General features: G+C 64.4%; 22 protein-coding genes. 13 read left to right on the top strand and 9 right to left on the bottom strand.

Annotated elements, in window-relative coordinates; translation table 11 throughout:
- Window positions 1-40: 40 nt before the first annotated feature.
- Window positions 41-355 (top strand): 4a-hydroxytetrahydrobiopterin dehydratase, encoded by a 315-nt coding sequence (locus N511_RS0107995; protein ID WP_027678815.1) that lies wholly within the window; start codon window positions 41-43, stop codon window positions 353-355.
- 18 nt (window positions 356-373) lie between these two features.
- Here N511_RS0107995 and N511_RS0107990 read toward each other — a convergent pair whose 3' ends face one another.
- A complete protein-coding gene (locus tag N511_RS0107990; RefSeq protein ID WP_024973951.1) occupies window positions 374-601 on the bottom strand; it encodes a DUF3717 domain-containing protein in 228 nt (75 codons plus the stop codon).
- A gap of 76 nt (window positions 602-677) precedes the next feature.
- Between N511_RS0107990 and N511_RS0107985 the strand changes: the two genes are divergently transcribed.
- Both N511_RS0107985 and N511_RS0107980 read left to right on the top strand, forming a co-directional pair.
- Window positions 678-1388: a response regulator transcription factor gene (locus tag N511_RS0107985; protein WP_027678814.1), complete on the top strand. Its 711-nt coding sequence runs from the start codon at window positions 678-680 to the stop codon at window positions 1386-1388.
- An 8-nt stretch (window positions 1389-1396) separates the two neighbouring features.
- Window positions 1397-3070 carry a sensor histidine kinase gene (locus tag N511_RS0107980; protein ID WP_027678813.1) on the top strand — a complete coding sequence of 558 codons (1674 nt, stop codon included), beginning with the start codon at window positions 1397-1399 and terminating at the stop codon, window positions 3068-3070.
- Between the two features lie 16 nt (window positions 3071-3086).
- On the opposite strand, the gene N511_RS0107975 is transcribed toward N511_RS0107980, so the two are convergent.
- The gene (locus N511_RS0107975; RefSeq protein ID WP_027678812.1) at window positions 3087-3626 is read right to left on the bottom strand and encodes an SET domain-containing protein; all 540 of its coding nucleotides are present in this window, start codon (window positions 3624-3626) and stop codon (window positions 3087-3089) included.
- A gap of 633 nt (window positions 3627-4259) precedes the next feature.
- Here N511_RS0107975 and N511_RS0107970 point away from each other — a divergent pair.
- The 4 genes from N511_RS0107970 to N511_RS0107955 all read left to right on the top strand — a co-directional run bounded on the left by N511_RS0107970 (window position 4260) and on the right by N511_RS0107955 (window position 7562).
- On the top strand, window positions 4260-4538 hold the full coding sequence (locus N511_RS0107970) for an HU family DNA-binding protein (RefSeq protein ID WP_004628548.1): 279 nt from the start codon (window positions 4260-4262) through the stop codon (window positions 4536-4538).
- Window positions 4539-4683: 145 nt separating this feature from the next.
- Complete coding sequence (locus tag N511_RS0107965) at window positions 4684-5631, top strand: DUF2272 domain-containing protein (protein ID WP_027678811.1); 948 nt, start codon at window positions 4684-4686, stop codon at window positions 5629-5631.
- Between the two features lie 112 nt (window positions 5632-5743).
- Entirely contained in the window at window positions 5744-6568 is an 825-nt protein-coding gene (locus tag N511_RS0107960) for a class II aldolase/adducin family protein (protein WP_027678810.1), read from the top strand.
- A 16-nt stretch (window positions 6569-6584) separates the two neighbouring features.
- Window positions 6585-7562, top strand: a complete 978-nt coding sequence (locus N511_RS0107955) for a 2-dehydropantoate 2-reductase (RefSeq protein WP_027678809.1) — start codon at window positions 6585-6587, stop codon at window positions 7560-7562.
- A gap of 34 nt (window positions 7563-7596) precedes the next feature.
- Here N511_RS0107955 and N511_RS0107950 read toward each other — a convergent pair whose 3' ends face one another.
- From N511_RS0107950 to N511_RS0107935, 4 genes are all read right to left on the bottom strand, one after another.
- On the bottom strand, window positions 7597-8601 hold the full coding sequence (locus N511_RS0107950) for a fimbrial protein (RefSeq protein ID WP_027678808.1): 1005 nt from the start codon (window positions 8599-8601) through the stop codon (window positions 7597-7599).
- A 307-nt stretch (window positions 8602-8908) separates the two neighbouring features.
- Window positions 8909-9907: a fimbrial protein gene (locus N511_RS23835; protein WP_051530842.1), complete on the bottom strand. Its 999-nt coding sequence runs from the start codon at window positions 9905-9907 to the stop codon at window positions 8909-8911.
- Window positions 9908-10212: 305 nt separating this feature from the next.
- Window positions 10213-11016, bottom strand: a complete 804-nt coding sequence (locus N511_RS0107940; RefSeq protein ID WP_027678807.1) for a tetratricopeptide repeat protein — start codon at window positions 11014-11016, stop codon at window positions 10213-10215.
- Window positions 11017-11028: 12 nt separating this feature from the next.
- Window positions 11029-13095 (bottom strand): bifunctional 2',3'-cyclic-nucleotide 2'-phosphodiesterase/3'-nucleotidase, encoded by a 2067-nt coding sequence (locus tag N511_RS0107935; protein WP_027678806.1) that lies wholly within the window; start codon window positions 13093-13095, stop codon window positions 11029-11031.
- Between the two features lie 350 nt (window positions 13096-13445).
- Between N511_RS0107935 and minC the strand changes: the two genes are divergently transcribed.
- Genes minC through minE form a run of 3 tightly spaced genes read left to right on the top strand, consistent with a single transcriptional unit; the run spans window position 13446 to window position 15363 of the window.
- Window positions 13446-14231, top strand: a complete 786-nt coding sequence (minC, locus tag N511_RS0107930) for a septum site-determining protein MinC (protein WP_027678805.1) — start codon at window positions 13446-13448, stop codon at window positions 14229-14231.
- A 44-nt stretch (window positions 14232-14275) separates the two neighbouring features.
- The gene (minD, locus tag N511_RS0107925; RefSeq protein ID WP_009239512.1) at window positions 14276-15094 is read left to right on the top strand and encodes a septum site-determining protein MinD; all 819 of its coding nucleotides are present in this window, start codon (window positions 14276-14278) and stop codon (window positions 15092-15094) included.
- A 14-nt stretch (window positions 15095-15108) separates the two neighbouring features.
- Window positions 15109-15363 carry a cell division topological specificity factor MinE gene (gene minE / locus N511_RS0107920; protein ID WP_004628536.1) on the top strand — a complete coding sequence of 85 codons (255 nt, stop codon included), beginning with the start codon at window positions 15109-15111 and terminating at the stop codon, window positions 15361-15363.
- Window positions 15364-15378: 15 nt separating this feature from the next.
- On the opposite strand, the gene N511_RS0107915 is transcribed toward minE, so the two are convergent.
- Window positions 15379-16611 carry a citrate synthase family protein gene (locus N511_RS0107915; RefSeq protein ID WP_027678804.1) on the bottom strand — a complete coding sequence of 411 codons (1233 nt, stop codon included), beginning with the start codon at window positions 16609-16611 and terminating at the stop codon, window positions 15379-15381.
- Between the two features lie 107 nt (window positions 16612-16718).
- Between N511_RS0107915 and N511_RS0107910 the strand changes: the two genes are divergently transcribed.
- The 3 genes from N511_RS0107910 (at window position 16719) to ppk2 (ending at window position 20113) form a co-directional block, all read left to right on the top strand.
- On the top strand, window positions 16719-18152 hold the full coding sequence (locus N511_RS0107910) for a CoA transferase (protein WP_037026367.1): 1434 nt from the start codon (window positions 16719-16721) through the stop codon (window positions 18150-18152).
- A gap of 60 nt (window positions 18153-18212) precedes the next feature.
- Entirely contained in the window at window positions 18213-19070 is an 858-nt protein-coding gene (locus N511_RS0107905) for a 23S rRNA (adenine(2030)-N(6))-methyltransferase RlmJ (protein ID WP_027678802.1), read from the top strand.
- 140 nt (window positions 19071-19210) lie between these two features.
- Entirely contained in the window at window positions 19211-20113 is a 903-nt protein-coding gene (gene ppk2, locus N511_RS0107900; RefSeq protein WP_027678801.1) for a polyphosphate kinase 2, read from the top strand.
- An 83-nt stretch (window positions 20114-20196) separates the two neighbouring features.
- Here ppk2 and N511_RS0107895 read toward each other — a convergent pair whose 3' ends face one another.
- Entirely contained in the window at window positions 20197-21783 is a 1587-nt protein-coding gene (locus N511_RS0107895; protein ID WP_027678800.1) for an inorganic phosphate transporter, read from the bottom strand.
- Between the two features lie 102 nt (window positions 21784-21885).
- On the bottom strand, window positions 21886-22173 hold the full coding sequence (locus N511_RS0107890) for an acylphosphatase (RefSeq protein WP_027678799.1): 288 nt from the start codon (window positions 22171-22173) through the stop codon (window positions 21886-21888).
- Window position 22174 lies beyond the last annotated feature (1 nt).

Below are 22174 nucleotides of genomic sequence, written 5' to 3'. Positions count from 1 at the left end.
ACTATACTGCGCGCATTCAAGACAGAACTTCGCCCCCATCATGATGCCGACCCTGAACGACGACCAACGCAAGGCCCTCTTTGCCGAAGTGCCCGGCTGGACGCTGCAGAGCGACCGCGACGCCATCCAGAAAACTTTCACCTTTGCCGACTTCAACGCCGCGTTCGGCTTCATGACGCGCGTGGCGATCAAAGCCGAGCAGATGAATCACCACCCCGAGTGGTTCAACGTGTGGAATCGCGTGGACATTACGTTGTCCACACACGATGCGAATGGGCTCACGCACCGTGACGCCGATCTCGCGCGCTTTATCGAGCAGGCCGCGAAAAGCGCAGGCGCCACCGGCGCGAAGTAATCACCGCAATGCTGGCGCTCAGCCCTGTGTGGCTGCGCGCCACGCCTCATACGCCGCCCGCGCCTTGTCGCCCAATTGCTCAGGGGCGATGCGGGTGGCGCCTTGTACAATCATCAGCGCATACGGCTTGGCCAGCGCCGACGCCTCGGCACACAGCCGCAGTTCCTCGCCTTCGGCGGGCGAACGGGCACGCCAGAAGTTGATGGCGGCCTCCAGATCGGTGATGGTGAGCAGGGCATCGGTCATCCGCGCATTGTAGCGCTGCCCAATCTCGCCGATTGTCCCTTTTTGCCCCTTTCCGCCCGCACTCTGGATCGAGTCAATGCGCATCCTGCTGATTGAAGACGACCGTGCCATCGCCAGCGGCATCCATGCCGGACTCACGCAAGCCGGGCATCGCGTGCATGTTGTTCACGACGGTGTCTTCGCCACTGAACAGCTCACCCGGCAGACCCACGATCTGGTGATCCTCGATCTCGGGCTGCCCGGTATCGACGGCATGACGCTGCTGTCGCAGTTTCGGGCGCGCGATCGCGTCACGCCCGTGCTGATCCTCACTGCGCGCGACGGCCTGCTCGACAAGGTGAACGGCCTGAACGCCGGCGCCGATGATTACCTGCTCAAGCCGTTCGAGATGCTCGAACTCGTGGCGCGCGTGGGCGCACTGCTGCGCCGTCGCAATGATTCGACCGAACCCGCCGCGCGGCCTGACATCCTTGTTGGACGACTGCGCATGAGCGGCGTGGAGCGGCGCATCTTTGTCGACGCTGCCCCGCTGGAACTGTCGCCGCGCGAATTTGCCGTGCTGGAGTTGCTGATGCTCCGCCAGGGCCGCGTCGTCAGCAAGGTGCAGTTGCAGGATCACCTTGCAAGCTTCGGCCACGCCATCGGTGAAGCCAGCCACGACGTGGTGGGCGACACGGCCATCGAAGTCTATGTGCACCGCGTGCGCCGCAAGATCGAACATTCCGAGGCGGAGATCGTCACGGTGCGCGGCTTCGGCTATCTTTTGCAGGCACGCGCCGCGGCGTAGTTCTCGCCATGTTCAAACGCCATCGTCCCGCCTCGTCGTCGGCTTCAGCAGCACCGGCCAAGGGCGGCAACGGTGCGATCAGCCTGCGCCTGCATCTGTTGCGTGCGCTGGCGACACCGCTGTTTGGTTTGATTGTGGGAACCGGCGCGCTGTCGTACTGGCTGGCGGCGCACTACACCGCACAGGTGTTCGATCGCGCATTGGTGGGTGTGGCGAACACGCTGGCGGAGCAACTGCGCATCGCTGGTCCGCATGTGCCGGCGGCCAAGCTCTACGACATTGCCCTCACTGCCCAGACGCTCGTTCAGAACAGCGGTGAAGACCGCATTTACTGGCGCATTTCCGGGCCCACGGGCACGCTCGTCGGGCGCGACACGCCACTGGGCTACGGCTCGGGCCAGGTCCGCATTGGCGATGCGCGCGTGTTCTACAGCTGGATCGACGGCAAACAGGTGCGCGCGGTGCATTTGCTCGTGCCGGGCGTGAGTGCGGAGGTGCCCAAGCCGCGCTCGCCGCGCCAGCCCGTGCAGCCCGATCCCGAAGACGACGTCACGCGCCCCGCGCTGGCGCCCACGCAGTCGCAGACGGCACCCGCGTTCAACCCATCCAACCCACCCGATGCCATGCAGGCCGAAGGCGGCATCGTCGTGGAAGTGGCGGAGCTGCTGGACCATCGCGATACGGCCGCCAAGGAAGTGCTGCTGTCGGTGTCGATTCCGTTGATCGTGCTGCTGGCCATCGGCGGGCTGATCCTCTCGCTGGTGCTCAAGGAAGAGCTGCAGCCGTTGCAGACGCTGGCCGACACGCTCAACAAGCAGAGCGCACGTTCGGTGACGCCGCTGCCGGCGGAATCTGCGGAACGCGTGCCTGCCGAACTGCAACCGCTCATCAACGCGATGAACGCGCTGCTGGCCCGGTTGCGCGACGCACTCGAAGCCCAGCGCACCTTCATCGCAGACGCTGCACATCAGCTGCGCACGCCGCTCACGGCGTTGAAGCTGCATGCCGATCGCGCCGTCGATGCCAAGACGTTGGACGATGCCCGGCCCGCACTGCTGGAGCTGCAATCGGGTGCCAACCGCGCGGTGCGCCTTTCCAACCAGTTGCTGACGCTGGCGCGTGCCGAGCCCGGCATGACGCTCGATCAGCTGGGCCCGCCGATGCGGGTTGATCTCGTTTCGCTGGCGTTCGATACCGGTGCTGAGTGGGTACCGCGTGCGCTCGCGCGCGGGCTGGATCTCGGCTTCGAGGCATGGCCGCAGGAGGCAGCATCGCCGGGTTCGTTGCAGGCGCCGGTGCTGGCCAACGTGGTGCTGCTGCGCGAGGCCGTCAACAACCTCCTCGACAACGCCATCAAATACGTGCCGGCCGGCGGACGCGTGACCTTGCGCGCCGGCATGGAGGCCGACGCGGCATCCCGATGGTGGGGTGTGGTGAGTGTGGAAGACAACGGCCCGGGCATTCCGCCCGAGCGGCGCGGCGAAGTCTTCCAGCGCTTCTTCCGTGGGGACGCGGACCACCGCCCGGGACAGCCGCAAGGCAGCGGCCTGGGCCTGGCTATCGTGCACGACATCGTGCGCCTGCACGGCGGCACCGTCGCCATCGATGATGCGACCGCGCGCGATGGCAGCCGCGTGATGCGCTTCGTGTTGCGCCTGCCGCTGGCAAGCGAATCCGTCTAGACGACGGACCTTTGGCTTACTTTTTCTTGCCCTTCTCCGGCGGTGCCAGCATGGTGCCGCGGCACTTCTTCGCGCCGCAGCGGCACGCAAACTGTTCCTTCAATGCCTTGGTCTGACGACCTTCGATGACGAGACCGTAGTCGTAGAACAGTTCTTCGCCAGGTTCGATGTCGCGCAGCGCGTGAATGAACACGCGGCCATCCGCTTCGCGCGCCTCGCAGTTCGGCTTGCAGGCGTGGTTGATCCAGCGCGCGCGGTTGCCGCCGTACTTGGCGTCGATCACGCTGCCGTCTTCCAGGCTGAAATAGAACGTGTGATTCGGGTCCGACGGGTCGTGCGGATGGCGGCGCAGCGCCTCCTTCCACGTGATGTGCTCGCCCTTGTATTCGATGATCTTCTTGCCGCGTGCGATGGCGACCACGGCATACACGCCGCGTCCGTGCACGCCCGATTCGCGCACCTCGATGCGATCGCGGCGGCGCAGTTTGGCCGGCGCTTCCGTCGCGGGCGAGGACCCAGCCAGAGCCGGCGTGGCATCAGGGGACGTGCGTGTCATGGGAAATGGCGCAGTAAAGCGAAACAAAAAACGTCGATCAACGAAGCCGTGAGCCTACACCAAAAGCATGGCATCTCGACACGTGCCGCAACCCCATGCCGCCCGGTCAATGTGGATAACCTGGCCTGCAGCTGTGGATAACTACCGGCAAAGGCTGTTGGCTGTCTGTGGCTGCCCTGTCGACGGTGTGGGCACAAGTGACGGGGTTGCCCGCCGGGCGATCGGAAAGAACAGCAAGCTATCCACCTGAGGGCACACGCGGTACCCCCTGTTTTGCTTGCGACAAGTGCTTGAACATAAAGCGGTTTTTGTACTTATCCACAGAAACTATCCACCGTTATCTACTACTACTATCTGTATACATAAGAAAAAAGGTAAACCCGTCAATCGACTTGCGTCGAACCGATCAGAGAACCAACAAGCCAACCGCAAACCAGAACACCACGCGTCAATATCGATGTGATGGGATCGCCTCGCAACGTAGGCCCCATGCGGGTTTACGGAACCCACATGCCACGCGCCGTTACAAAGCTCACGTGCCGACGCTGTTCGCATGCCGGTATCATGTCGCCCTTGGAGCCATCCCCGGACGCTCTGTTGTGTGTTTTATCTACTCTTGAAGGGAGTCAAGCAATGACGAAAACCGAACTGATCGACGCCATCGCCAGCGGCGTAGACGGTCTGACCAAGGCCAAAGCCGAGCAGGCACTGAACGTGACGCTGCAAGCCATCATGGAATCCGTTGGCAAGGGCGATGCGGTCAGCCTCATCGGCTTTGGTACCTTCAGCCAAGGTGAGCGTGCCGAGCGTATGGCCCGCAATCCGCGCACCGGCGAAGAAATCAAGGTCGAAGCAGCCAAGACGGTCAAGTTCAAGGCCGGCCAGAAGTTCAAGGACGCTGTCAACGCCTGATGCAATGACAGCCCTCGGCGCAGCCAGCCCGTCTGGTGAGCGCCAACGACGTGGCATGCCATTGCATGCGTGAATCGACCGCAGCATTGGCGTACCACGTCGGAAGGCCTGTCTCCCCGTCAGGCCATCCGTTTCCCCCTCTTCCATGTCCCGCCCTCTTCTGCGCAATTCGCTCGTTCTGCGTATTGCCCTGCCGATCGTCCTGATCGCACCGGTCCTTTGGTTTGCCGGTTGCGCGACGCCGCCTGCGCGCCCGCAAGCCGAACCGCTGCCCGACAACGAAGTCGTGCAGACGCGCCCAGGCGCGACACCGCGCGAAAAGATGATCGAGATTGCCCTGACCGAATGGGACCGATGGGGGCGCCAGGTGGTGCGTGTGGGGCGTGACGATACGTATTGCGTGGCCGGCGGTGGTTTTCCTGACCAGCCGCAAGGCCGCTGGCTGACACCCGACGACCCGACGCCCGCCCCCTCTGATGAAGAAAGCGGTACCGACATGCCGCTGCCCAAAGCGATTGCCACGCCTGCTGTACCAGCCTCGGCACCTTGCCTGCGCTATCCGGACGGTACGGGGGGTGAAGCCACTGCGCGCGGCTGCATGCTGGCCAAGCGCTATTGGGGCATCGTCGGCAAGACACCGACCTGCCAGCAGTTGACCACCGGCGGCTGGGCGTGGTCTGCGGTGTTCATCTCGTGGATCATGCGCAAGGCCGGCTTGCAGAACGATCAATTCCTGACGGGCGCCACGCATGCGGAATACGTCACCGACGCGCGCGATCATCTGCTCAAGCACCCCGCCTTCGTGCTCGAACGCACGCCGGCCGTGCCGCGCCCGGGCGACCTCATCTGTACCGCACGCGGCGCCGATCGCTTCATGACGGATCCGGCCGAGATCCAGGCCGGCAGAACGCCCATGCACTGCGACCTCGTCGTCGAGGTGGACCCGGTGCGCCATGAAGTGAAATCGATCGGCGGCAACGTGCAACAATCCGCGTCGATGAGCATCACCGAGTTGAACGACGCCAACCAGCTTGATCCGTACACGAACTCGGTCATGCAGTGGTTGGTAGTCCTGCGCAACCAATTGCCCTAGCAAACGGCAGATGTAACGTTGTTTGACGCCCGGCGCAAATTCATTAACATGTGAATCACTTAAGCGCCGGCAACCCGACCGGCGCATGGCCCCTGCGATCAGGAGACAGGTCATGACGGTGCTTTCGCTTTCACCCGACGCCGGATCGAGCATCCAGGCCCATCGCCCGGATTGGTGCGGCCCACATGAATGGGCAGCGCGCGTGAAGCTGGCGGCGTGCTATCGCATCTTTGCGCATCTGGGCTGGACGGAACTCATCTACAACCACATCACGTTGCGCCTGCCACCTGAAGATGGCGCGCAACAGGATGGCGGCCCGCATTTCCTCATCAACCCGTTTGGTCTCACCTATACGGAAGTCTGCGCGTCAAACCTCGTAAAGATCGACCTGCAGGGCGCGGTGCAGCGTGCGCAGGGTCAGCCGGACTGGCCCGTCAATCCGGCTGGCTTCACCGTGCATGCTGCCATTCATGCGGGCATCCCGGGGGCGCACTGCGTGATGCACACGCACACGACCGCCGGCATGGCGGTGGCGTGTGCGCGCGATGGCTTGTCGATCAGCAATTTCTACGCGGCGCAACTGCACGGCAAGGTCGCGTATCACGACTTCGAGGGCATTACCGTGCATGCCGACGAAGGACCGCGCCTGGTGAAGAACATCGGCGACAAGCCGGCCGTCATCCTGCGCAACCACGGGCTGCTGGCGTGGGGTGATTCGATTGCGCGGGCGTTTGCGGTGCTGTGGCTGCTGAACCGCGCATGCGAGATCCAGCTGGCATCGACGTCGATGGGCCCGGTGCTGGAAATTCCCGATGCAGTGGCGCGCAACTGCACGCGCGATTCGCTGCAGTTCAATCCGAATTTCGGTGCGGGTGAGGACGTGTTCGCGGCGCTCACGCGCACCATCGACCGCATCGACTCTTCCTACCGTTCCTGATTCTCTTTTCGACGATATGACACGCATCTGCATCGTGGGCGCCGGCGCGGTCGGCGGCTATCTTGGCGCGAAGCTCGCACTGGCAGATCAACCGGTCAACGTGCTGGCACGTGGGGCCACGCTTCAGGCGTTGCGCGCAGAAGGCCTGCGCCTGAGCGAAGAGGATGCAACGCATGTAGCCCAGGTGAACGCAAGCAACGACGCGCATGCGCTGGGTGTGCAGGATGTCGTGATCGTCGCCGTGAAAGCCCCCGCCATGGAAAGCGTGGCGCAAAGCATCGCCCCGCTCATCGGCCCTCAGACCTGCGTGGTGGTGGCAATGAATGGCGTGCCCTGGTGGTTCTTTGATCGGCCGGGCCCGCTGCAGGGATTGCGCTTGCAGTCGGTTGACCCGCACGGCCAGATTGCCGAGGCCATTCCGACTCGCAACGTGCTCGGCTGCGTGGTGCATCTGACGTGTTCGACGTCTGCGCCAGGGCACGTGCGCCATGGTTTCGGCAAGCGATTGATTCTCGGCGAACCGGCTGGCGGCACGTCGCCTCGCCTGGATGCCGTTGGAGCGCTCCTTGAACGCGCCGGTCTGCAGATCGAGCGCAGTGAAGCCATCCAGCGCGACATCTGGTTCAAGCTGTGGGGCAACATGACCATGAACCCGGTGTCGGTGCTGACGGGTGCAACGTGCGACCGCATCCTCGATGACCCGCAGGTCAGTGCGTTCTGTCTGGCCATCATGGAAGAAGCGAAGGCCATCGGCGCGCGCATCGGCTGCCCGATCGCGCAGAGCGGTGAAGAGCGCAGCGCGGTGACGCGCCAGCTCGGTGCGTTCAAGACATCGATGCTGCAGGACGCCGAGGCCGGGCGTGGTCCGCTGGAGATCGACGCGCTGGTGGCGTCTGTGCGGGAGATCGGTCAGCACGTCGGTGTGCCGACGCCGTATATCGATGCCCTGCTGGGTCTGGTGCGATTGCACGCGCAGACCCGCGGCCTGTACTGAGCAGGCGAGGTGCGTTTGTGTTCGCCCCTTGCGTCTATTGGTAGGTCACCGTGAATGTAGCGGCGGCGTTTGCCACGCCAGGGGTCACGCTCGCATCGGTCTGCAGGTAGCGTGCCTTCAGCGGGATGGCGTAGTTGCCGTCGGCGCTGGTGGTCTGCCATTTGACGCGAGAGCTCAGCACGAGGGGTTGATCGTCGTAGAGCACCTGCAACGCCACGCCCCGTGCGGCAGACGCGTCTGCGGACAGGTTCAGCAGGCCGCGCGTTGCGTCCTTCGCGTTGCCGTCAATCTGAAAGTTGACTGAAACCCCGCTCGGGCACTGCAGCGGAATGCTGAAGGCGCGAGTGTAGCTGTCAGCGGGCGATGTACCGGGCCCGCCGAATGCCCGCATGTTGATATCGCCCATGTTCACGGAGATGGACTTGCTGCCGAGCGTGCACGACACCGTGTTGACCGCGAACGAACCAATGTTGATGCGCGATTCGGGCGAGAACCACGTGGTCTTTTCGTTCTTCAGAATGAACGAGCCCACGTTGAGCGACATCACCTGGCCGGTTCCTGTCACCTCGGCCGTCTTGTAGAAGGTGACGAAGAACTTGGCATACATGGGCTGAGCCGACCAAATCCCGTTGATGGAGCACATCCGCTCATTGTTCGGGTTCTCAGTGTCGTTTCCCGTGACCCAATAGATTTTTGGGGCGCATGTCGGGAACTGGCCCGCCACCGCATAGCCGATGCCTGCGATATTCGTGCTGTAGATGCGCCGGCCGTCGAACGTTCCGACATATGTGCCATAGCCTTTAAGCCCGAAGTCCTGCCATGTAAGCCGGGGGCTGGTGTTCACACACCGATAGGCAGGCACGAGGTCTGTGGCGATGGCCGTACCAATTTCTGATCCGACGGGCAGATCGCGCTGCACGACCAGGTTGGGAGGCTGGATGGTGCTGAGGCTTGTAACGACCTGACACTGGTAGGCGAATGCGCCCTTCGCGCCGGCGAATACCAGGCCGATGGCCACCCTCATCAAAACTGTGCGCATCTTGTTCTCCGCTGAAAAAGTGCACGGAGCAGACCCGCGTATTGGCAAGGCACATCGACTTCCCGAAAAAAAAGAACAGGGTCACGCCGCCGAATCGGCGCTGCGTGATGTGGATGCAGGGAGGTCGATGAACGGGCCGGAGCGCTGTCCGTGGCCTACGTTGCATAGGCCCGGCGATTCTTCCATGTGCATGCGGCGCTGCGGAATAGGAACACTCCTATATTCCCGGCCCAGCAGAATTGGCCGCCATGACGTTTTTGTGCGTCAAGGCGGCCAGGGAGAAAGGTGGCAGGCGCGATACGCCCGATTATTGATAGCTGATGGTGAACGTGGCGGCGGCGTTCGCCACGCCAGGGGTCACGCTTGCATCGGTCTGCACGTAGCGCGCCTTAAACGGAATTGCGTAGTTGCCGTCAGAACCGATGGTGTGCCACACGACTCGAGAACCGAGCTTGACCGGTTGGTTGTCGTAGAGCACCTGCAACGCTATACCTTTTGCTGCAGCGGCGTCTGCAGACAGGTTCAGCAGGCCACGCGCCGCGTCCTTCACGCTGCCATCGATCTGAAAGCTGACAGTGAGCCAAGCGGCGCACCGCAGCGAAACGCTGAAGGCCTTGGTGTTGCTGTCAGTCGGCCAACGGCCGGGTCCGCCGAACGCCTGTCTGCTGATGTCACCCATGTTGACGTTGATCACCTTGTTGCCCAGCGTGCAGGATGGCCCATTGACCTTGAACGCATTGACGCTGAGGTAAGAGACGGGGGATGCCCAATAGACCCCGTTGTTTCTCAGAAGGAACCCAGCCATGTCGCGTGCCAATACCACCCCCGGCTCGGTTTTCTGGGCTGTCTTGAAAAACTGGATATAGACGTACCCAAGCATGGAGCCGAACATCCCCCGGACGTAACACATCAGTTCACGGTCCGGGTTCTCAGTGTTTTTTCCCGTGACCCAATAGACATTGTTGGAAGGACATCCCGAGAACGTGGCCCCCACGGCATAGCCGATCCCTTTCACGTTCGTGTTGTAGATGCGCCGGCCGTTGAAGGTTGCGACATGCGTGCCATAACCCTGGACCCACATTTCCTGCTTGTCGAGTTTGGGATCGCTGTTCAGACACTTATAGGGTGGCAAGTAGTTAACGACGGCCTGGCCGATCTCCGAACCGACAGGCAGATCGTCCGGGACAGTTATGGGTGGAACGTTGGTGATCAAATGGGCTAAGTTGGTCTGACAGCTGTAAGCGAATGCAGCTTTCGCGCCGGCGAATATCAGGCCGATGGCCCCTCTCATCAAAACTGCGCGCATCTATATCTCCGCTGAAAAAGTGCACGGAGCAGACGTGTCTGATGGCGGGACAACCGATCCTCGCAAAGACCGCCTCCCTGCGGCCAAGCCGGCATGGAACGGTGTGGATGCCAGGGAGTGTGATGTTGTCCGGAGCGCTGTCCGTGGCCTACGTTGCATAGGCCACGCAATTGTTTCAGCGGCACACCGCCGAACGAATAGGACGGCTCTTACTTTTTTTCTGGAGTGATGCGGCCAGCGCGGCGCCCCAGGCGTGAGTGCGGCGCGTGCGTGAGGACGGCCGGAGCGGACCGGCCGTCAGGCGTTCAAGGTGCCAGCGCCGGGTGCTTCAACGCATGCGCCGTTTCGATCCACTGCTGGTGATACGCCGCATCGTCGCGCTTGAGACCCAGCTCGCCGTTCTGATATGCCATCGCCAAGGCTTGCACGGCCTCTGGCAATTCGTGCTCGGCGGCGTCCTGGTACAACGCCAGCGCGCGGGCCTCATCGCGCGGCACACCATCGCCTTCACGGTACGCGTTGGCCAGCATGAACATCGCTGCCGGAATCTCGTGACGGGCAGCACGATCAAACCAGTGTGCCGCCTGTACGGTGTCGATGGCCGTGCCGTAGCCGCTGCGATACATCACGCCCAGGTAATACGCGGCCGCCGCGTCGCCCTTGTCAGCGGATTGACGCAGCAGACGCAGCGCGCGCGGATAGTCGCGCTCCACCCCGCCGGTGCCGAGCAGCAGCGCCTTTCCCAGCGACAACTGCGCACGCGCATCGCTCGATGCAGCGGTTTCGAGCCAGCGCATCCCTTCGTTTCGCAAGGTACCGTCGTGCGCACTGAGCAAGGCTTCGCCCAACGCGGATTGCGCCGGCACCAAACCACTGCGTGCGCGCTGACGCAGTTGCTGCAGCGCCTCGGGCTCCATCGCTTGCACAACCATCGCGCGCCACGATTCCAGTTGCGTGGCATCCACGGCGGGTGCCTGGCGCGCATGCGACAGCCAACCGCCGGCCGCCACGATGATCGCCAGGGCCGCGGCCACGGTCAGCATCGGCACCGACTGGCGCGGAGATTCCAAGGCTGGCGCGCCAACCCATGCGGAACGAAGAGAAGGCATGGCGTGTTCCTCTTACTGCGTCAGATCGATCTGGTACAGCGACAGCCCCTTGTTGGTGCCGTCATCGGCCTGATACAGCGTGACGTTGTTGATGCCCGCGGCCCCGGCCGCCGTCAGCTTGCCCGCCGCCGACGGGAACACCACCGTGGCTACCGACGTCGCCAGCTTCGTAAAGCGCCAGCTGCGCTGCGAACCGTTGGTCGCACGCTTCACGCTGCCGATCTTCTTGATGTAGCTGATCAGCACATCGCGGTTGGCATCGGGCGACGCATAGATCGTCTTGCTGCCATCCAGGCCCGGGAAGTTGCCGCCGCCGCTTGCACGGTAGTTGTTGGTCGCCACGATGAACTGCGCCGCCGGGTCGATCGCCGCGCCCTTGTATTGCAGGTTCTTGATGCGGCTGCCCACCGGCTGCGTCACGTCAATCTCATACGTGAGGTCCGGCGTGGTGAACATGTCGAAGTTATAGCCCGGGAACGTGCTTACCAGCTTCTGCACCGTCGCTTGCGTCGGGTCGATGGTGTTGAAGCGCTTGGCCGCCGTCTCCAGCCAGTTCTTGATGTCGGAACCCGCCACCTTCACGGCATAGACCGTGTTCGGATACAGGTACAGGTCGGCCGCGTTGTTGATCGCCAGCGGGCCAGCCGCCACATCGGTGAAATCCGTACCGCCGCCAAAGCCGCTCTTGAACGGCGCGCTCACCGACAGCACCGGCAGCGACGCGTACTGCGGCAGGTTCGCCTGGATATACGCCGACACGTAATCGGCCTGCGCCTGGTTCACGATCTCGATCGCGCCCGGGTCGCCCACGTCGGCAAAGTACGTGCTCATGTTGAAGTCGGTGTTGCCCACCGGCGTCTTCACGTAGTTGATCGTCGCCTGGTGTTCGGTGGCGATGGCGGCCGAGACCGTCGGATCAGCAGCGACGTAGGTCTTGTCTGCGTTCTGGATCGAGCGCGCTTCCACCGTGGTCTGCGTCTTGTCCACAGCCCAGTTCGTGCCGTTGAACGTCAAGCCGAGCTTGATCACACCGAGGTGCTTGCCCCAGTAGTTCGCCATCACGGTCGGCACGCCGTTCACGGTGCCCTTGACCTTGTCCACACCCGGCAGGTTGAACTGATACACCGTGCTGTTCGCATCCGGGAAAAGCTGGTGCGAGTGGCCGATCAACATGGCATCAATGCCCGGCACGGTGGACAGCCACCAGCTGCCGTTCTCCATCGTCGGCGAATACGTCGAGTTATCCAGCCCGCCGTGGGAAATCGCCACCACCAGGTCGGCGCCCTTCGCGCGCATTTCCGGGATGTACTTGGCCGCCGTTTCCTTGATGCCGACGGTGTAGACCTTGCCGTCGAGCCAGCGCTTGTCCCAGCTCGTGATGGTGGGCGGGGTAAAGCTGATGATGCCGACCTTGACCGGCGCGCTGATCGTGCTGCCGTCCGGCGCCGTGGCCGTCACCGTCTTGGTGATGATCGTGTATGGCTGGAACAGCGGCGCGTTGGTCTTCGCGCTCATCACGTTGGCCAGCACCTGCGGGAAGGCCGGGCCCGCGCATTTCTTCTGCGTGGCCGGATCGGGCAGGCCATCGACGTTGAACGTATTGCCCGTGACCTGCGACAGGTACGGCAGGCCGTAGTTGAACTCGTGGTTGCCGATGCCGCCGCCGTCGTACTTGGCCGCGTTCATCACCTTGTAGATCGCCAGCGTCTGGTCGCACGTGACCGGGCTCACCATGGCCTGGTAGTCCGACAGCGCGGTGCCCTGGATGGTGTCGCCGTTATCCAGCAGCAGCGTGTTCGGGAATTGCGCACGCGCCTGGTTGATGAGCGTCGCTACGCGCTCGAAGCCGAGCGAGTTGTCGGCTGCGAGCTTGAAGTAGTCGTACGACAGCACGTTCGTGTGCAGGTCGGTCGTCTCCAGCACGGCGAGCGTGGCTTTGGTGCCGGCCGGGGCGGCGCTGGCAGCAGGCGTGGTGCTGCCGTTCGACGGGGTGTCGTCGCTGCCGCCGCACGCAGCCAGCGTCATCGACAGGAAAACAGCAAGCGGCAACGCCGCCGAACACAATGGTCGGACTCGCATGAACTTCTCCCTGAAGTCTATTTTTTGGTATGCGAACTACGAACTGCTGAATGCAAACTGCGAATGGCAGATGAAGCGAATGACATGCAGACGCGCACGCAGGATCGGAGGAACCGTTTGCGCAACGCGAGAGGACAACAGACTGGACCGGGGGGCTCAGAAGCGGAGAAGTATCGAAAGCGCGCATGACGATGCCGTGACCGTCGGATGACATTTGCGCGTGGCGCCCGCCATGTGGAGAACAGCGCCGGTTGCGCGTCTTAGCCGAATGGGGGATCGGCGGGGCCAAAAAATTCAAGGCGTTTCGTCAACAACGTTAGAATGAGCCCATTTTTCCGCGTAGCCGTTCTATGTCCCAGAAGAAAGCGCCGCTGTTCGAGATTCGCAGCGGCACCGTCGATGCCCTGCTGCTGTCGCCGCGCACCGCCGACATGGACGCCCTGGCCGCCGAACTCACGCGACGCTTTGCCGACACGCCGGAGTTTTTCTCCAACGACGTGATCGCCATCGACGTGCGCCGCCTGGGCGAAGACGAGCGCCTGCCCATCGACCGTTTGGTTGAGACCCTGACCGCGCTGCGTGCCCGCGCGATCGGCGTGGTCGCCAGCCCGGAGCAGGGCGAATGGGCTCAGGCTTTCGGCCTGCCGCTGCTCGACAGCCACGGCCGCCGCCCGCGCGGCGGGAATGACGCCAAAGATGCAGACGGCAAGGACGCGCAGGATGCGCCCGAGCACGCCCAGGCCGCTGAAGCCCCCGCCTCCACCCCTGCCGTTCCCCCTGTCGATGCCGTGGCCATGCAGCCCGGCACGATGATCGTCGACCGCCCCCTGCGTTCCGGCCAGCGCATCTATGCGCGCGGCGACCTCGTCGTGCTCGACCTGGTGAGTGACGGCGCCGAGGTGATCGCCGAGGGCAACATCTACGTGTATGCCTCGCTGCGCGGCCGCGCGTTGGCAGGCGTGAAGGGCAACCTGGACGCGCGCATCTTCTGCACGTGCCTGGAGCCTCAACTGATTTCCATCGCCGGCATCTACCGCACCGGCGAAACCCCGTGGCCCGACGCCTACGCCAGCAAGCCTGCGCAGGTCCGGCTCGCGGACAACACGCTGGTTTTCGAACCGTTGCGGATGAAGTGACGCACCCCGTGCGCCGAGCGATTTAACTTACAGAGTTACGAGCCATGACCAAGATCATCGTAGTCACCTCCGGCAAGGGCGGCGTCGGCAAGACGACCACCAGTGCGGCGTTTTCTGCCGGCCTTGCGCTGCGCGGCCACAAGACCGCCGTCATCGACTTCGACGTCGGCCTGCGCAACCTCGACCTCATCATGGGCTGCGAGCGCCGCGTGGTGTATGACCTGATCAACGTGATCCACGGTGAGGCCAACCTGAACCAGGCCCTCATCAAGGACAAGAAGTGCGAAAACCTCTTCATCCTCCCCGCCTCGCAAACGCGCGACAAGGATGCGCTCACGCGTGAAGGCGTCGAGAAGGTGATCGAAGGCCTGAAGGAAATGGGCTTTGAATACATCGTCTGCGATTCGCCCGCCGGCATCGAGTCGGGCGCGCTGATGGCGATGTACTTTGCCGATGAGGCCATCGTCGTGACGAACCCGGAAGTTTCTTCGGTACGCGATTCGGATCGCATCCTGGGCATCCTGTCGTCCAAGTCGCGCCGCGCGGTGGAAGGCAAGGAGCCGATCAAGGAACACCTGCTGCTCACACGCTACAACCCGAAGCGCGTGTCCGAAGGCGAGATGCTGTCGCTGACCGACATCCAGGAAATCCTGCGCATCAAGCTGATCGGCGTGATTCCGGAATCCGAAGCCGTGCTGCAGGCATCCAACCAGGGCCTGCCCGCCATCCACCTGGAAGGCTCGGACGTGGCCAACGCGTACCACGATGTGATCGACCGCTTCCTCGGCAAGGAGAAGGAACTGCGCTACGTCGAATACAACAAGCCGGGCTTCCTGCAGCGCCTGTTCGGCGGCGGAAAATAAGGAGACGCACATCCATGTCGATTCTGTCTTTCCTGCTCGGCGAGAAGAAGAAGACTGCAAGCGTTGCCAAAGAGCGCCTGCAGATCATCCTCGCCCATGAACGTACCGCCAGCGGTGCGCCCGCCGACTACCTGCCCGCGCTGCAACGCGAGTTGGTAGCCGTGATCTCGAAGTACGTGAAGATCGGCAACGACGACATCAAGGTCAACCTCGAGCGCCAGGACAACCTGGAAGTGCTTGAGGTGAAGATCGAGATTCCGCAGGCCTGACCTCGGCCTGCGTCGTTACCTGACGCGAATGATGCGGCCCGCCGGTGCCTCCGGCGCGGCCGGCATCGGCCCCACATAGGCGGCTCTCGGGCGGATCAACTGCCCCGCCGCGCGCTGCTCCAGCGCGTGTGCAATCCAACCCACCGTTCGCCCCGCGGCAAACAGGCCAAAGCCTGAACCTTCCCGTAGCCCCAGTACGCGGCGGATGGCCACCAGCGCGAAATCCACCGATGGCCCATCGCCGGTCAATCCGGCCACGGCGTCCATCACTGTCTGCAGCCGCTTGCGCACCGCGCCCGTCTTCGGCAACTGCGCCAGGATCGCTTCCGCCCGCGGGTCGGCCTGGCGATACAGCGGGTGGCCAAAGCCCGGCAGCGCATCGCCGCGATCCAGCCGGCGGCGCAGTGCCGTTGCCACGGAGCGCTCCCCTTCCAGCTCGTCCAGTAACGCCTCCACGCGCGCCGTGGTGCCTCCATGCCGGCCACCGGAGAGCGCAGCCAATCCGGCGTTGACCACGGCGCCCAGGCTGGCGCCGGTCGATGCCACCACGCGCGCTGCAAAGCTCGAGGCATTGAGTTCGTGATCGGCGCACAGCACCAATGCGACGCGGATGGCTTCGGCGGCGTGCGCGTCAACATTCCATGCCTGCTGGCATTGCAGGTGCACGGGTGTGGCTTCCGGCTGGCTGCCGAGCATGGCGGCAAATACGACGCGCAGCAGCGCACCGGCATCGCGCGCCGTGCGTGCAGCGTCCTGCCGCCACGCGGCTTCGTCCAGCGCGGGCAAGGCAAGCGCGCACAGCGCCATACAGCGTTGGCGGATGTCCGCGTCTGCCAACGACGTGAGCGCTGCGTACCAACTTTTCGGCAACACCGGCGCGGGCGCGTTGAAGGCCGCTGCTTCTTCGCATTGCCACAGGTGCGCCGCAACGGTTTCCAGCGTGGCGTGTTCGGCCAGTTCCAGAGCCGGCATGCCGCGGTAGAACAACTGCCCGTGATCGATGAGCGTGATGGCCGATTCCATGACGGGCAGTCCCCAGTCCAGCGCATGGCGCACCACCTGGCGCGGGCGCCGTCCGCCGGAACGCTGATCGGCCAGCCGCGACACATCGGCTTCGCGGTAGCGGCTGCCGCGTCCGTCGGGCGACGGGTACGCCGCGAGCAGCCCGCGGCTCACATAGGCGTACAGCGTGGGGCGCGAGATGCGCAGGCGCTCGGCGGCTTCGGCGGCATTGAGGTAGGCGGTCATCGGGCCGGATGAAGTGGACGGCAATCGAGGTTGATCAGTCTAGTCAATGTTGACGCTGTCGGCCGCGCGGGACTGTAATGGGCGCACCTTGCTTGCGGAGCCCCGCCATGCCGTCACCCGTTGCTGATGTGGTTGATCCTTCCATGCAGACTGTCAGCCCCACAAGCGCACTCAGCCACTTGTGGACCGTGCTCGGCCAGCCGGCCAATGTGCTGTCGCGTGCCGCACTGACCGGCGCCGAGCCGGCGTTGCCGTCGTCGTTTGCCGTGGGCACGCTGGCGCAGAGCACCATTGCCGCTGCCGCCCTCGCTGCCGCGCAGGTCGACACATTGCGCAGCGGGCGGCAGCAAACCGTATCGGTCGACATGCACCACGCCGCGCTGGAATTCCGCTCCGAGCGCTACTTCCGCGTCGACGGCCAGTTGCCGCCGGAACCGTGGGACAAGATCGCGGGGCTCTACCGTTGCGGCGATGGCCGCTGGGTGCGCCTGCACACCAACTTTGCGCATCACCGTGACGGCGTGCTGAAGCTGCTCGGCTGCGCGTATGACCGGGCCGCCGTGGCCGCCGCGCTGAACCAATGGAACGCCGAGGCTTTTGAGGAGGCGGCCGCGCAAGCGGGCATGGTCGTCACCGCCGCGCGCACGTTTGAAGAGTGGGACGCGCACCCGCAAGGCATCGCCGTTGCAAGCCAGCCGCTGATGACGATCGAACGCATTGGCGATGCGCCACCGCAGCCGCTGGCGGCGCACGCTGATGGCCGGCCGCTCTCGGGCGTGCGCGTGCTTGATCTCACGCGCGTGATTGCCGGGCCCGTCTGCGGGCGGACGCTCGCCGCGCATGGAGCCGATGTGCTGCTCGTCACGGGGCCGCATCTGCCCGCCATCCCTCCGCTGGTGATCGACACCGGGCGCGGCAAGCGCTCCGCGCAACTCGACTTGCGCGATGCAGCCGCTGCCCAGCAACTCCGCACGCTGCTGCGCGACGCCGATATCTTCGTGCAGGGTTACCGGCCCGGGGGCTTGGCGGCGCTGCAGTTTGGTCCGGAGCAGGTTGCCGCGTTGCGCCCCGGCATCGTCTACGTCAGCCTGTGCGCATACGGCTATGACGGACCGTGGGCCAATCGCCGAGGCTTCGACTCGCTCGTGCAGACCGCCAGCGGTTTCAACTGGGCCGAAGCGCAAGCCGCCGGTGAGGCCAAGCCGCGTCCGCTGCCCGCACAGGCGCTGGACCACGGCGCCGGCTATCTGATGGCGGCTGGCGCGATGACGGCGCTGGCACGGCGCATGACGGAGGGCGGCAGCTGGCACGTGCGTGTGTCGCTCGCGCAGACGGCGCATTGGCTGCGCAGCTTCGGACGCATGGCCAACGGGTTCGATGCGGCCGACCCGCGCTATGAAGAGATCGGTGCGTATCTGGAAACGTCGCCGTCTGGTTTTGGCGCGCTCACGGCGCTGCGCCACGCGGGGCAGCTTTCCGACACGCCGCCGCACTGGGCGCTGCCCAGCGTGCCGCTGGGGACGCATCCCGCGCGGTGGTAGGATTCGCGCCTACCGTTTTCTCTGCCCGCGTCTGATACTCCGGGCGCACATGGCCCGCCGATGCTCAGTTACCGTCACGCCTTCCACGCCGGCAATCACGCCGATGTCCTCAAGCACGCCGTGCTTGTGCAGATGCTCGATTACCTCACGCAGAAGGACAAGCCGTTCTGGTACATCGACACGCACGCCGGTGCCGGCCTCTACGCGCTGGACCACGAATGGGCGCAGAAGAAGGCCGAGTTCGACACGGGCATCGGCCCCTTGTGGCGCGCGGCCGAAGGCGGTGAAACGCTGCCGCCGTTGCTCGATGCGTACCTCGACCAGGTGCGCGAACTGAACCCGAACGGCGAACTCCGGCACTACCCCGGATCGCCGTGGCTGGCGTGGCAGATGCTGCGCGACGCCGATCGCCTGCGCCTGTTCGAGCTGCACAGCTCCGAAATCAAGGTGCTGTCCAACAACTTCCGCGGTGCCGGCCGCAAGGTCATGCTGTACGACGGCGACGGCTTTGCCGGCATCAAGGCGATCCTGCCGCCGCCGCCGCGCCGTGCGCTGGTGCTGATCGATCCGTCCTTCGAAGACAAGCAGGACTACGCCCGCACCGTGCAGGCCCTGCAAGACAGCCTGCAGCGCTTTGCCACCGGCATGTATGCGATCTGGTATCCGCTCGTGCAGCGGCGTGAAGCCGCGCAGTTTCCCTCCCGCCTGAAGCAGTTGCGACCGGCGGACTGGCTGCACGTCACGCTCACGGTCAAGCATCCGGTCGAGGGTGGCCTGGGCCTGCACGGCAGCGGCATGTTCATCGTCAACCCGCCGTGGACGCTCAAGGCGCAGCTGCAGGAAGCCATGCCCACGCTGGTGCGCCTGCTCGGCCAGGACGACGGCGCCAAGTTCATGCTGGAAGGCGAATCCAGTTGAGCCTTCGGGCGGCGTGACGCCCACATGTCACTCCCCTGCCACATGCCCGTGCTACCTAGTCGGGCTTAGACTTGCACTGCGCTGTCCGTGCGCAGCGCCCCTCTCGGCACTCTCGGCAAGATCGGCAGGAGCAACACACCATGAGCGAACGCGACGCAGCGCGGCAGGCGCGCCTGCAGGAAGACCTCCTCGACACGCTGGACGAGGAGCTGGAGATGGAAATCGACGACCACCTGCTCGGCGGCGGCGAGGGCATCAGCGAGGAAGCGCGCGAAACGCGGCGCATGTACTTCCGCGAGCTGTTCCGCCTGCAAGGCGAACTCGTCAAGCTGCAGGACTGGGTGATCGAGACTGGCCACCGGCTGGTGGTGATCTTCGAAGGGCGCGATGCCGCCGGCAAGGGCGGCGCCATCAAGCGCATCACGCAGCGGCTGAACCCGCGCGTGTGCCGCGTGGCCGCGCTGCCGGCGCCCACCAACCGCGAACGCACGCAGTGGTATTTCCAGCGCTACGTAGCGCATCTGCCCGCCGCCGGCGAGATCGTCCTGTTCGATCGCAGCTGGTACAACCGCGCCGGCGTCGAACGCGTGATGGGCTTTTGCACCGACGAGGAATACGAAGAGTTCTTCCGCTCCGTGCCCGAGTTCGAAAAGATGCTCGTGCGCTCGGGCATCCAGATCGTCAAGTACTGGTTCTCGGTTACGGACGAAGAGCAGGAGGTGCGGTTCCAGAGCCGCATCGACGATCCGCTCAAGCAGTGGAAGCTGAGCCCGATGGACCTGGAGAGCCGCCGCCGCTGGGAAGCCTATACGCAGGCCAAGGAGGCGATGCTCGAGCGCTCGCACATTCCCGAATCGCCGTGGTGGGTGGTGCTGGCCGACGACAAGAAGCGCGCGCGCCTGAACTGCATCCACCATCTGCTGGGGCAGGTGCCTTACCACCCGGTGCCGCATCCGCCGGTGCTGCTGCCCGAGCGCGTGCACCACGCGGAGTACATCCGCCATCCGGTGCCCGAAGACATGATCGTGCCGAACGTGTACTGAACCGGCGGCAACGCCATCGGAGAAACAAAAAAAGGGCGGCCTGCGCGGCCGCCCTTTTTCGTTCAATGCGCGCGTTCAGATATTCAGAAGATCGCGCGGAACAGCCAGTACAAGCCGCCCGCCAGCACGATCGATGCGGGCAGCGTCAGCACCCAGGCCAGCAGCAGGCTGCGCACGGTATTCCACTGCAGCCCCGAGCCGTTGGCCGCCATCGTGCCCGCCACGCCGGACGACAGCACATGCGTGGTCGATACCGGCAGGCCATATGCATCGGCCGCGCCGATCGTCACCATCGCCACCAGTTCGGCCGACGCGCCCTGCCCGTACGTCAGGTGCTGCTTGCCGATCTTCTCGCCCACAGTGATGACGATGCGCTTCCAGCCCACCATCGTGCCCAGGCCCAGCGCAATCGCCACGGCCACCTTCACCCACGTGGGGATGAACTTCGTGGAGTGGTCGAGCTGCTGCTTGTAGTTGTCGATGATGGCCTGGTCGTCCTTGGCAATGGCGGGCTGGCCGCTCTTCTTGAGCAGGCGGATGGCCTCGGACGCCAGGTACATGTTGTTGCGCACGTTATCCACTTCGTTCTGCGGCACGGCGGCAATCGAGCCCGTCTCGCCGACCTGCGCGGCGATGCTGTTCGTCAACGCCTGCACGGCCGGCAGCGTAGCCGGCGTCAGCACGCGCTTCTGCACATAGGCCTCCACATCGGCGCGCGGATTGGCCGACGGCGCCACCCCGTTGGTGTACTTGCCGAAGGTGGCGGCAGTCTGATGCGACACCGCCAGGAAGGTCTGCGTCTCGGCCGGGGTGACGGCGCGGTTGAGCGCGTAGACGGTGGGCACCGTGCCGATCAGGATCAGCATGATCAGGCCCATGCCCTTCTGCCCGTCGTTGGAGCCGTGCGCGAACGACACGCCCGTGCACGTGAGGATGAGCAGCGCGCGGATCCAGAACGGCGGCGGCTGGTTGCCCTCAGGCTCGGCATAGAGGGCGGGCACGCGCACCGCGGCCTTCAGCACCCACAGCAGCAGCCCTGCCAGCAGAAAGCCGATGATGGGCGAAAACAGCAGCGACTTGCCCACGCCCAGCGCCTGGCTCCAGTCCACGCCACTGGTGCCGTTCGCGCCGTGCAGGAGCTGGTTCATCAGGCCCACGCCGATGATCGAACCGATGAGCGTGTGCGAGCTGGAAGACGGCAGCCCCAGATACCACGTCGCCAGGTTCCAGATGATGGCCGCGATCAGCAGCGCAAACACCATCGCAAAGCCCGAGTGGCTGCCCACCTGCAGGATCAGCTCCACCGGCAGCAGTTGCAGGATGCCGAAGGCTACGGCCCCGCTGGACACCATCACGCCTGCAAAATTCCACACGCCCGACCACACCACCGCCAGGTGCGGCGACAGCGAATGCGTGTAGATGACCGTGGCCACCGCATTCGCCGTGTCATGAAACCCGTTGACGAACTCGAAGCCGAGCGCGATCAGCAGCGCAATGCCTAGCAGCACGAACGGCAACGCCGAGCGGGTGGACACGCCCTCCAGATCGGTCACCAGATGGCTCACCACGTAGGCGGCGCCACCCGCCAGCATCAGCAGGAAGGCTGCAATACCAACGTTGCGGAAGCGCCCGGGCACGGCCCCGGGCTGGACGGAGAGGGGATGCGACATGACGGGTCACCAGGAAGGGGGCTGGGTGACCGATTCTAGGAGTCGAGCTTGTGCACTAGGTGACGGTTTCGTGTCGAATCCGTGTCCGTTGATTGCCGGACATTACACGGTGGGGCGGATCTCGAAGCCGGGCCCCGGCGCCTCATGGTCGCCCGTGGCGACGTCCAGCTGCGTCACGTGCGCGCTGTCCGGCCCTTCCCACATCCATTCGCGCATGCTGAGCACGTTGGCCTCGGGGCCGGCCAGGAACGCTTCGACCGCCCCATCGCGGCGGTTGCGTACCCAGCCGCGCAGGCCGAGCAGGCGGGCGTGGTCGGCACACGCGGCGCGGTAGCCGACACCCTGCACGCGGCCCTGTACGGTAACGATCACTTGCGCAATGGCGGACATG

The sequence above is a fragment of the Ralstonia sp. UNC404CL21Col genome, assembly GCF_000620465.1.
In the GTDB taxonomy this organism is placed as follows: domain Bacteria; phylum Pseudomonadota; class Gammaproteobacteria; order Burkholderiales; family Burkholderiaceae; genus Ralstonia; species Ralstonia flatus.
This window is presented reverse-complemented; position numbering and strand designations above follow the sequence as displayed.

Excerpts from the sequence above, each read along its gene's own strand:
- N511_RS0107955 (WP_027678809.1), top strand. The coding sequence starts at position 6,585 with ATGACACGCATCTGCATCGTGGGCGCCGGCGCGGTCGGCGGCTATCTT.
- N511_RS0107940 (WP_027678807.1), bottom strand. The coding sequence starts at position 11,016 with ATGCCTTCTCTTCGTTCCGCATGGGTTGGCGCGCCAGCCTTGGAATCT.
- N511_RS0107985 (WP_027678814.1), top strand. The coding sequence starts at position 678 with ATGCGCATCCTGCTGATTGAAGACGACCGTGCCATCGCCAGCGGCATC.
- N511_RS0107895 (WP_027678800.1), bottom strand. The coding sequence starts at position 21,783 with ATGTCGCATCCCCTCTCCGTCCAGCCCGGGGCCGTGCCCGGGCGCTTC.
- N511_RS0107990 (WP_024973951.1), bottom strand. The coding sequence starts at position 601 with ATGACCGATGCCCTGCTCACCATCACCGATCTGGAGGCCGCCATCAAC.
- N511_RS0107905 (WP_027678802.1), top strand. The coding sequence starts at position 18,213 with ATGCTCAGTTACCGTCACGCCTTCCACGCCGGCAATCACGCCGATGTC.
- minE (WP_004628536.1), top strand. The coding sequence starts at position 15,109 with ATGTCGATTCTGTCTTTCCTGCTCGGCGAGAAGAAGAAGACTGCAAGC.
- N511_RS23835 (WP_051530842.1), bottom strand. The coding sequence starts at position 9,907 with ATGCGCGCAGTTTTGATGAGAGGGGCCATCGGCCTGATATTCGCCGGC.
- N511_RS0107975 (WP_027678812.1), bottom strand. The coding sequence starts at position 3,626 with ATGACACGCACGTCCCCTGATGCCACGCCGGCTCTGGCTGGGTCCTCG.
- N511_RS0107965 (WP_027678811.1), top strand. The coding sequence starts at position 4,684 with ATGTCCCGCCCTCTTCTGCGCAATTCGCTCGTTCTGCGTATTGCCCTG.
- N511_RS0107910 (WP_037026367.1), top strand. The coding sequence starts at position 16,719 with ATGCCGTCACCCGTTGCTGATGTGGTTGATCCTTCCATGCAGACTGTC.
- N511_RS0107960 (WP_027678810.1), top strand. The coding sequence starts at position 5,744 with ATGACGGTGCTTTCGCTTTCACCCGACGCCGGATCGAGCATCCAGGCC.
- minC (WP_027678805.1), top strand. The coding sequence starts at position 13,446 with ATGTCCCAGAAGAAAGCGCCGCTGTTCGAGATTCGCAGCGGCACCGTC.
- N511_RS0107970 (WP_004628548.1), top strand. The coding sequence starts at position 4,260 with ATGACGAAAACCGAACTGATCGACGCCATCGCCAGCGGCGTAGACGGT.
- N511_RS0107890 (WP_027678799.1), bottom strand. The coding sequence starts at position 22,173 with ATGTCCGCCATTGCGCAAGTGATCGTTACCGTACAGGGCCGCGTGCAG.
- N511_RS0107980 (WP_027678813.1), top strand. The coding sequence starts at position 1,397 with ATGTTCAAACGCCATCGTCCCGCCTCGTCGTCGGCTTCAGCAGCACCG.
- N511_RS0107915 (WP_027678804.1), bottom strand. The coding sequence starts at position 16,611 with ATGACCGCCTACCTCAATGCCGCCGAAGCCGCCGAGCGCCTGCGCATC.
- N511_RS0107935 (WP_027678806.1), bottom strand. The coding sequence starts at position 13,095 with ATGCGAGTCCGACCATTGTGTTCGGCGGCGTTGCCGCTTGCTGTTTTC.
- ppk2 (WP_027678801.1), top strand. The coding sequence starts at position 19,211 with ATGAGCGAACGCGACGCAGCGCGGCAGGCGCGCCTGCAGGAAGACCTC.
- minD (WP_009239512.1), top strand. The coding sequence starts at position 14,276 with ATGACCAAGATCATCGTAGTCACCTCCGGCAAGGGCGGCGTCGGCAAG.
- N511_RS0107950 (WP_027678808.1), bottom strand. The coding sequence starts at position 8,601 with ATGCGCACAGTTTTGATGAGGGTGGCCATCGGCCTGGTATTCGCCGGC.
- N511_RS0107995 (WP_027678815.1), top strand. The coding sequence starts at position 41 with ATGATGCCGACCCTGAACGACGACCAACGCAAGGCCCTCTTTGCCGAA.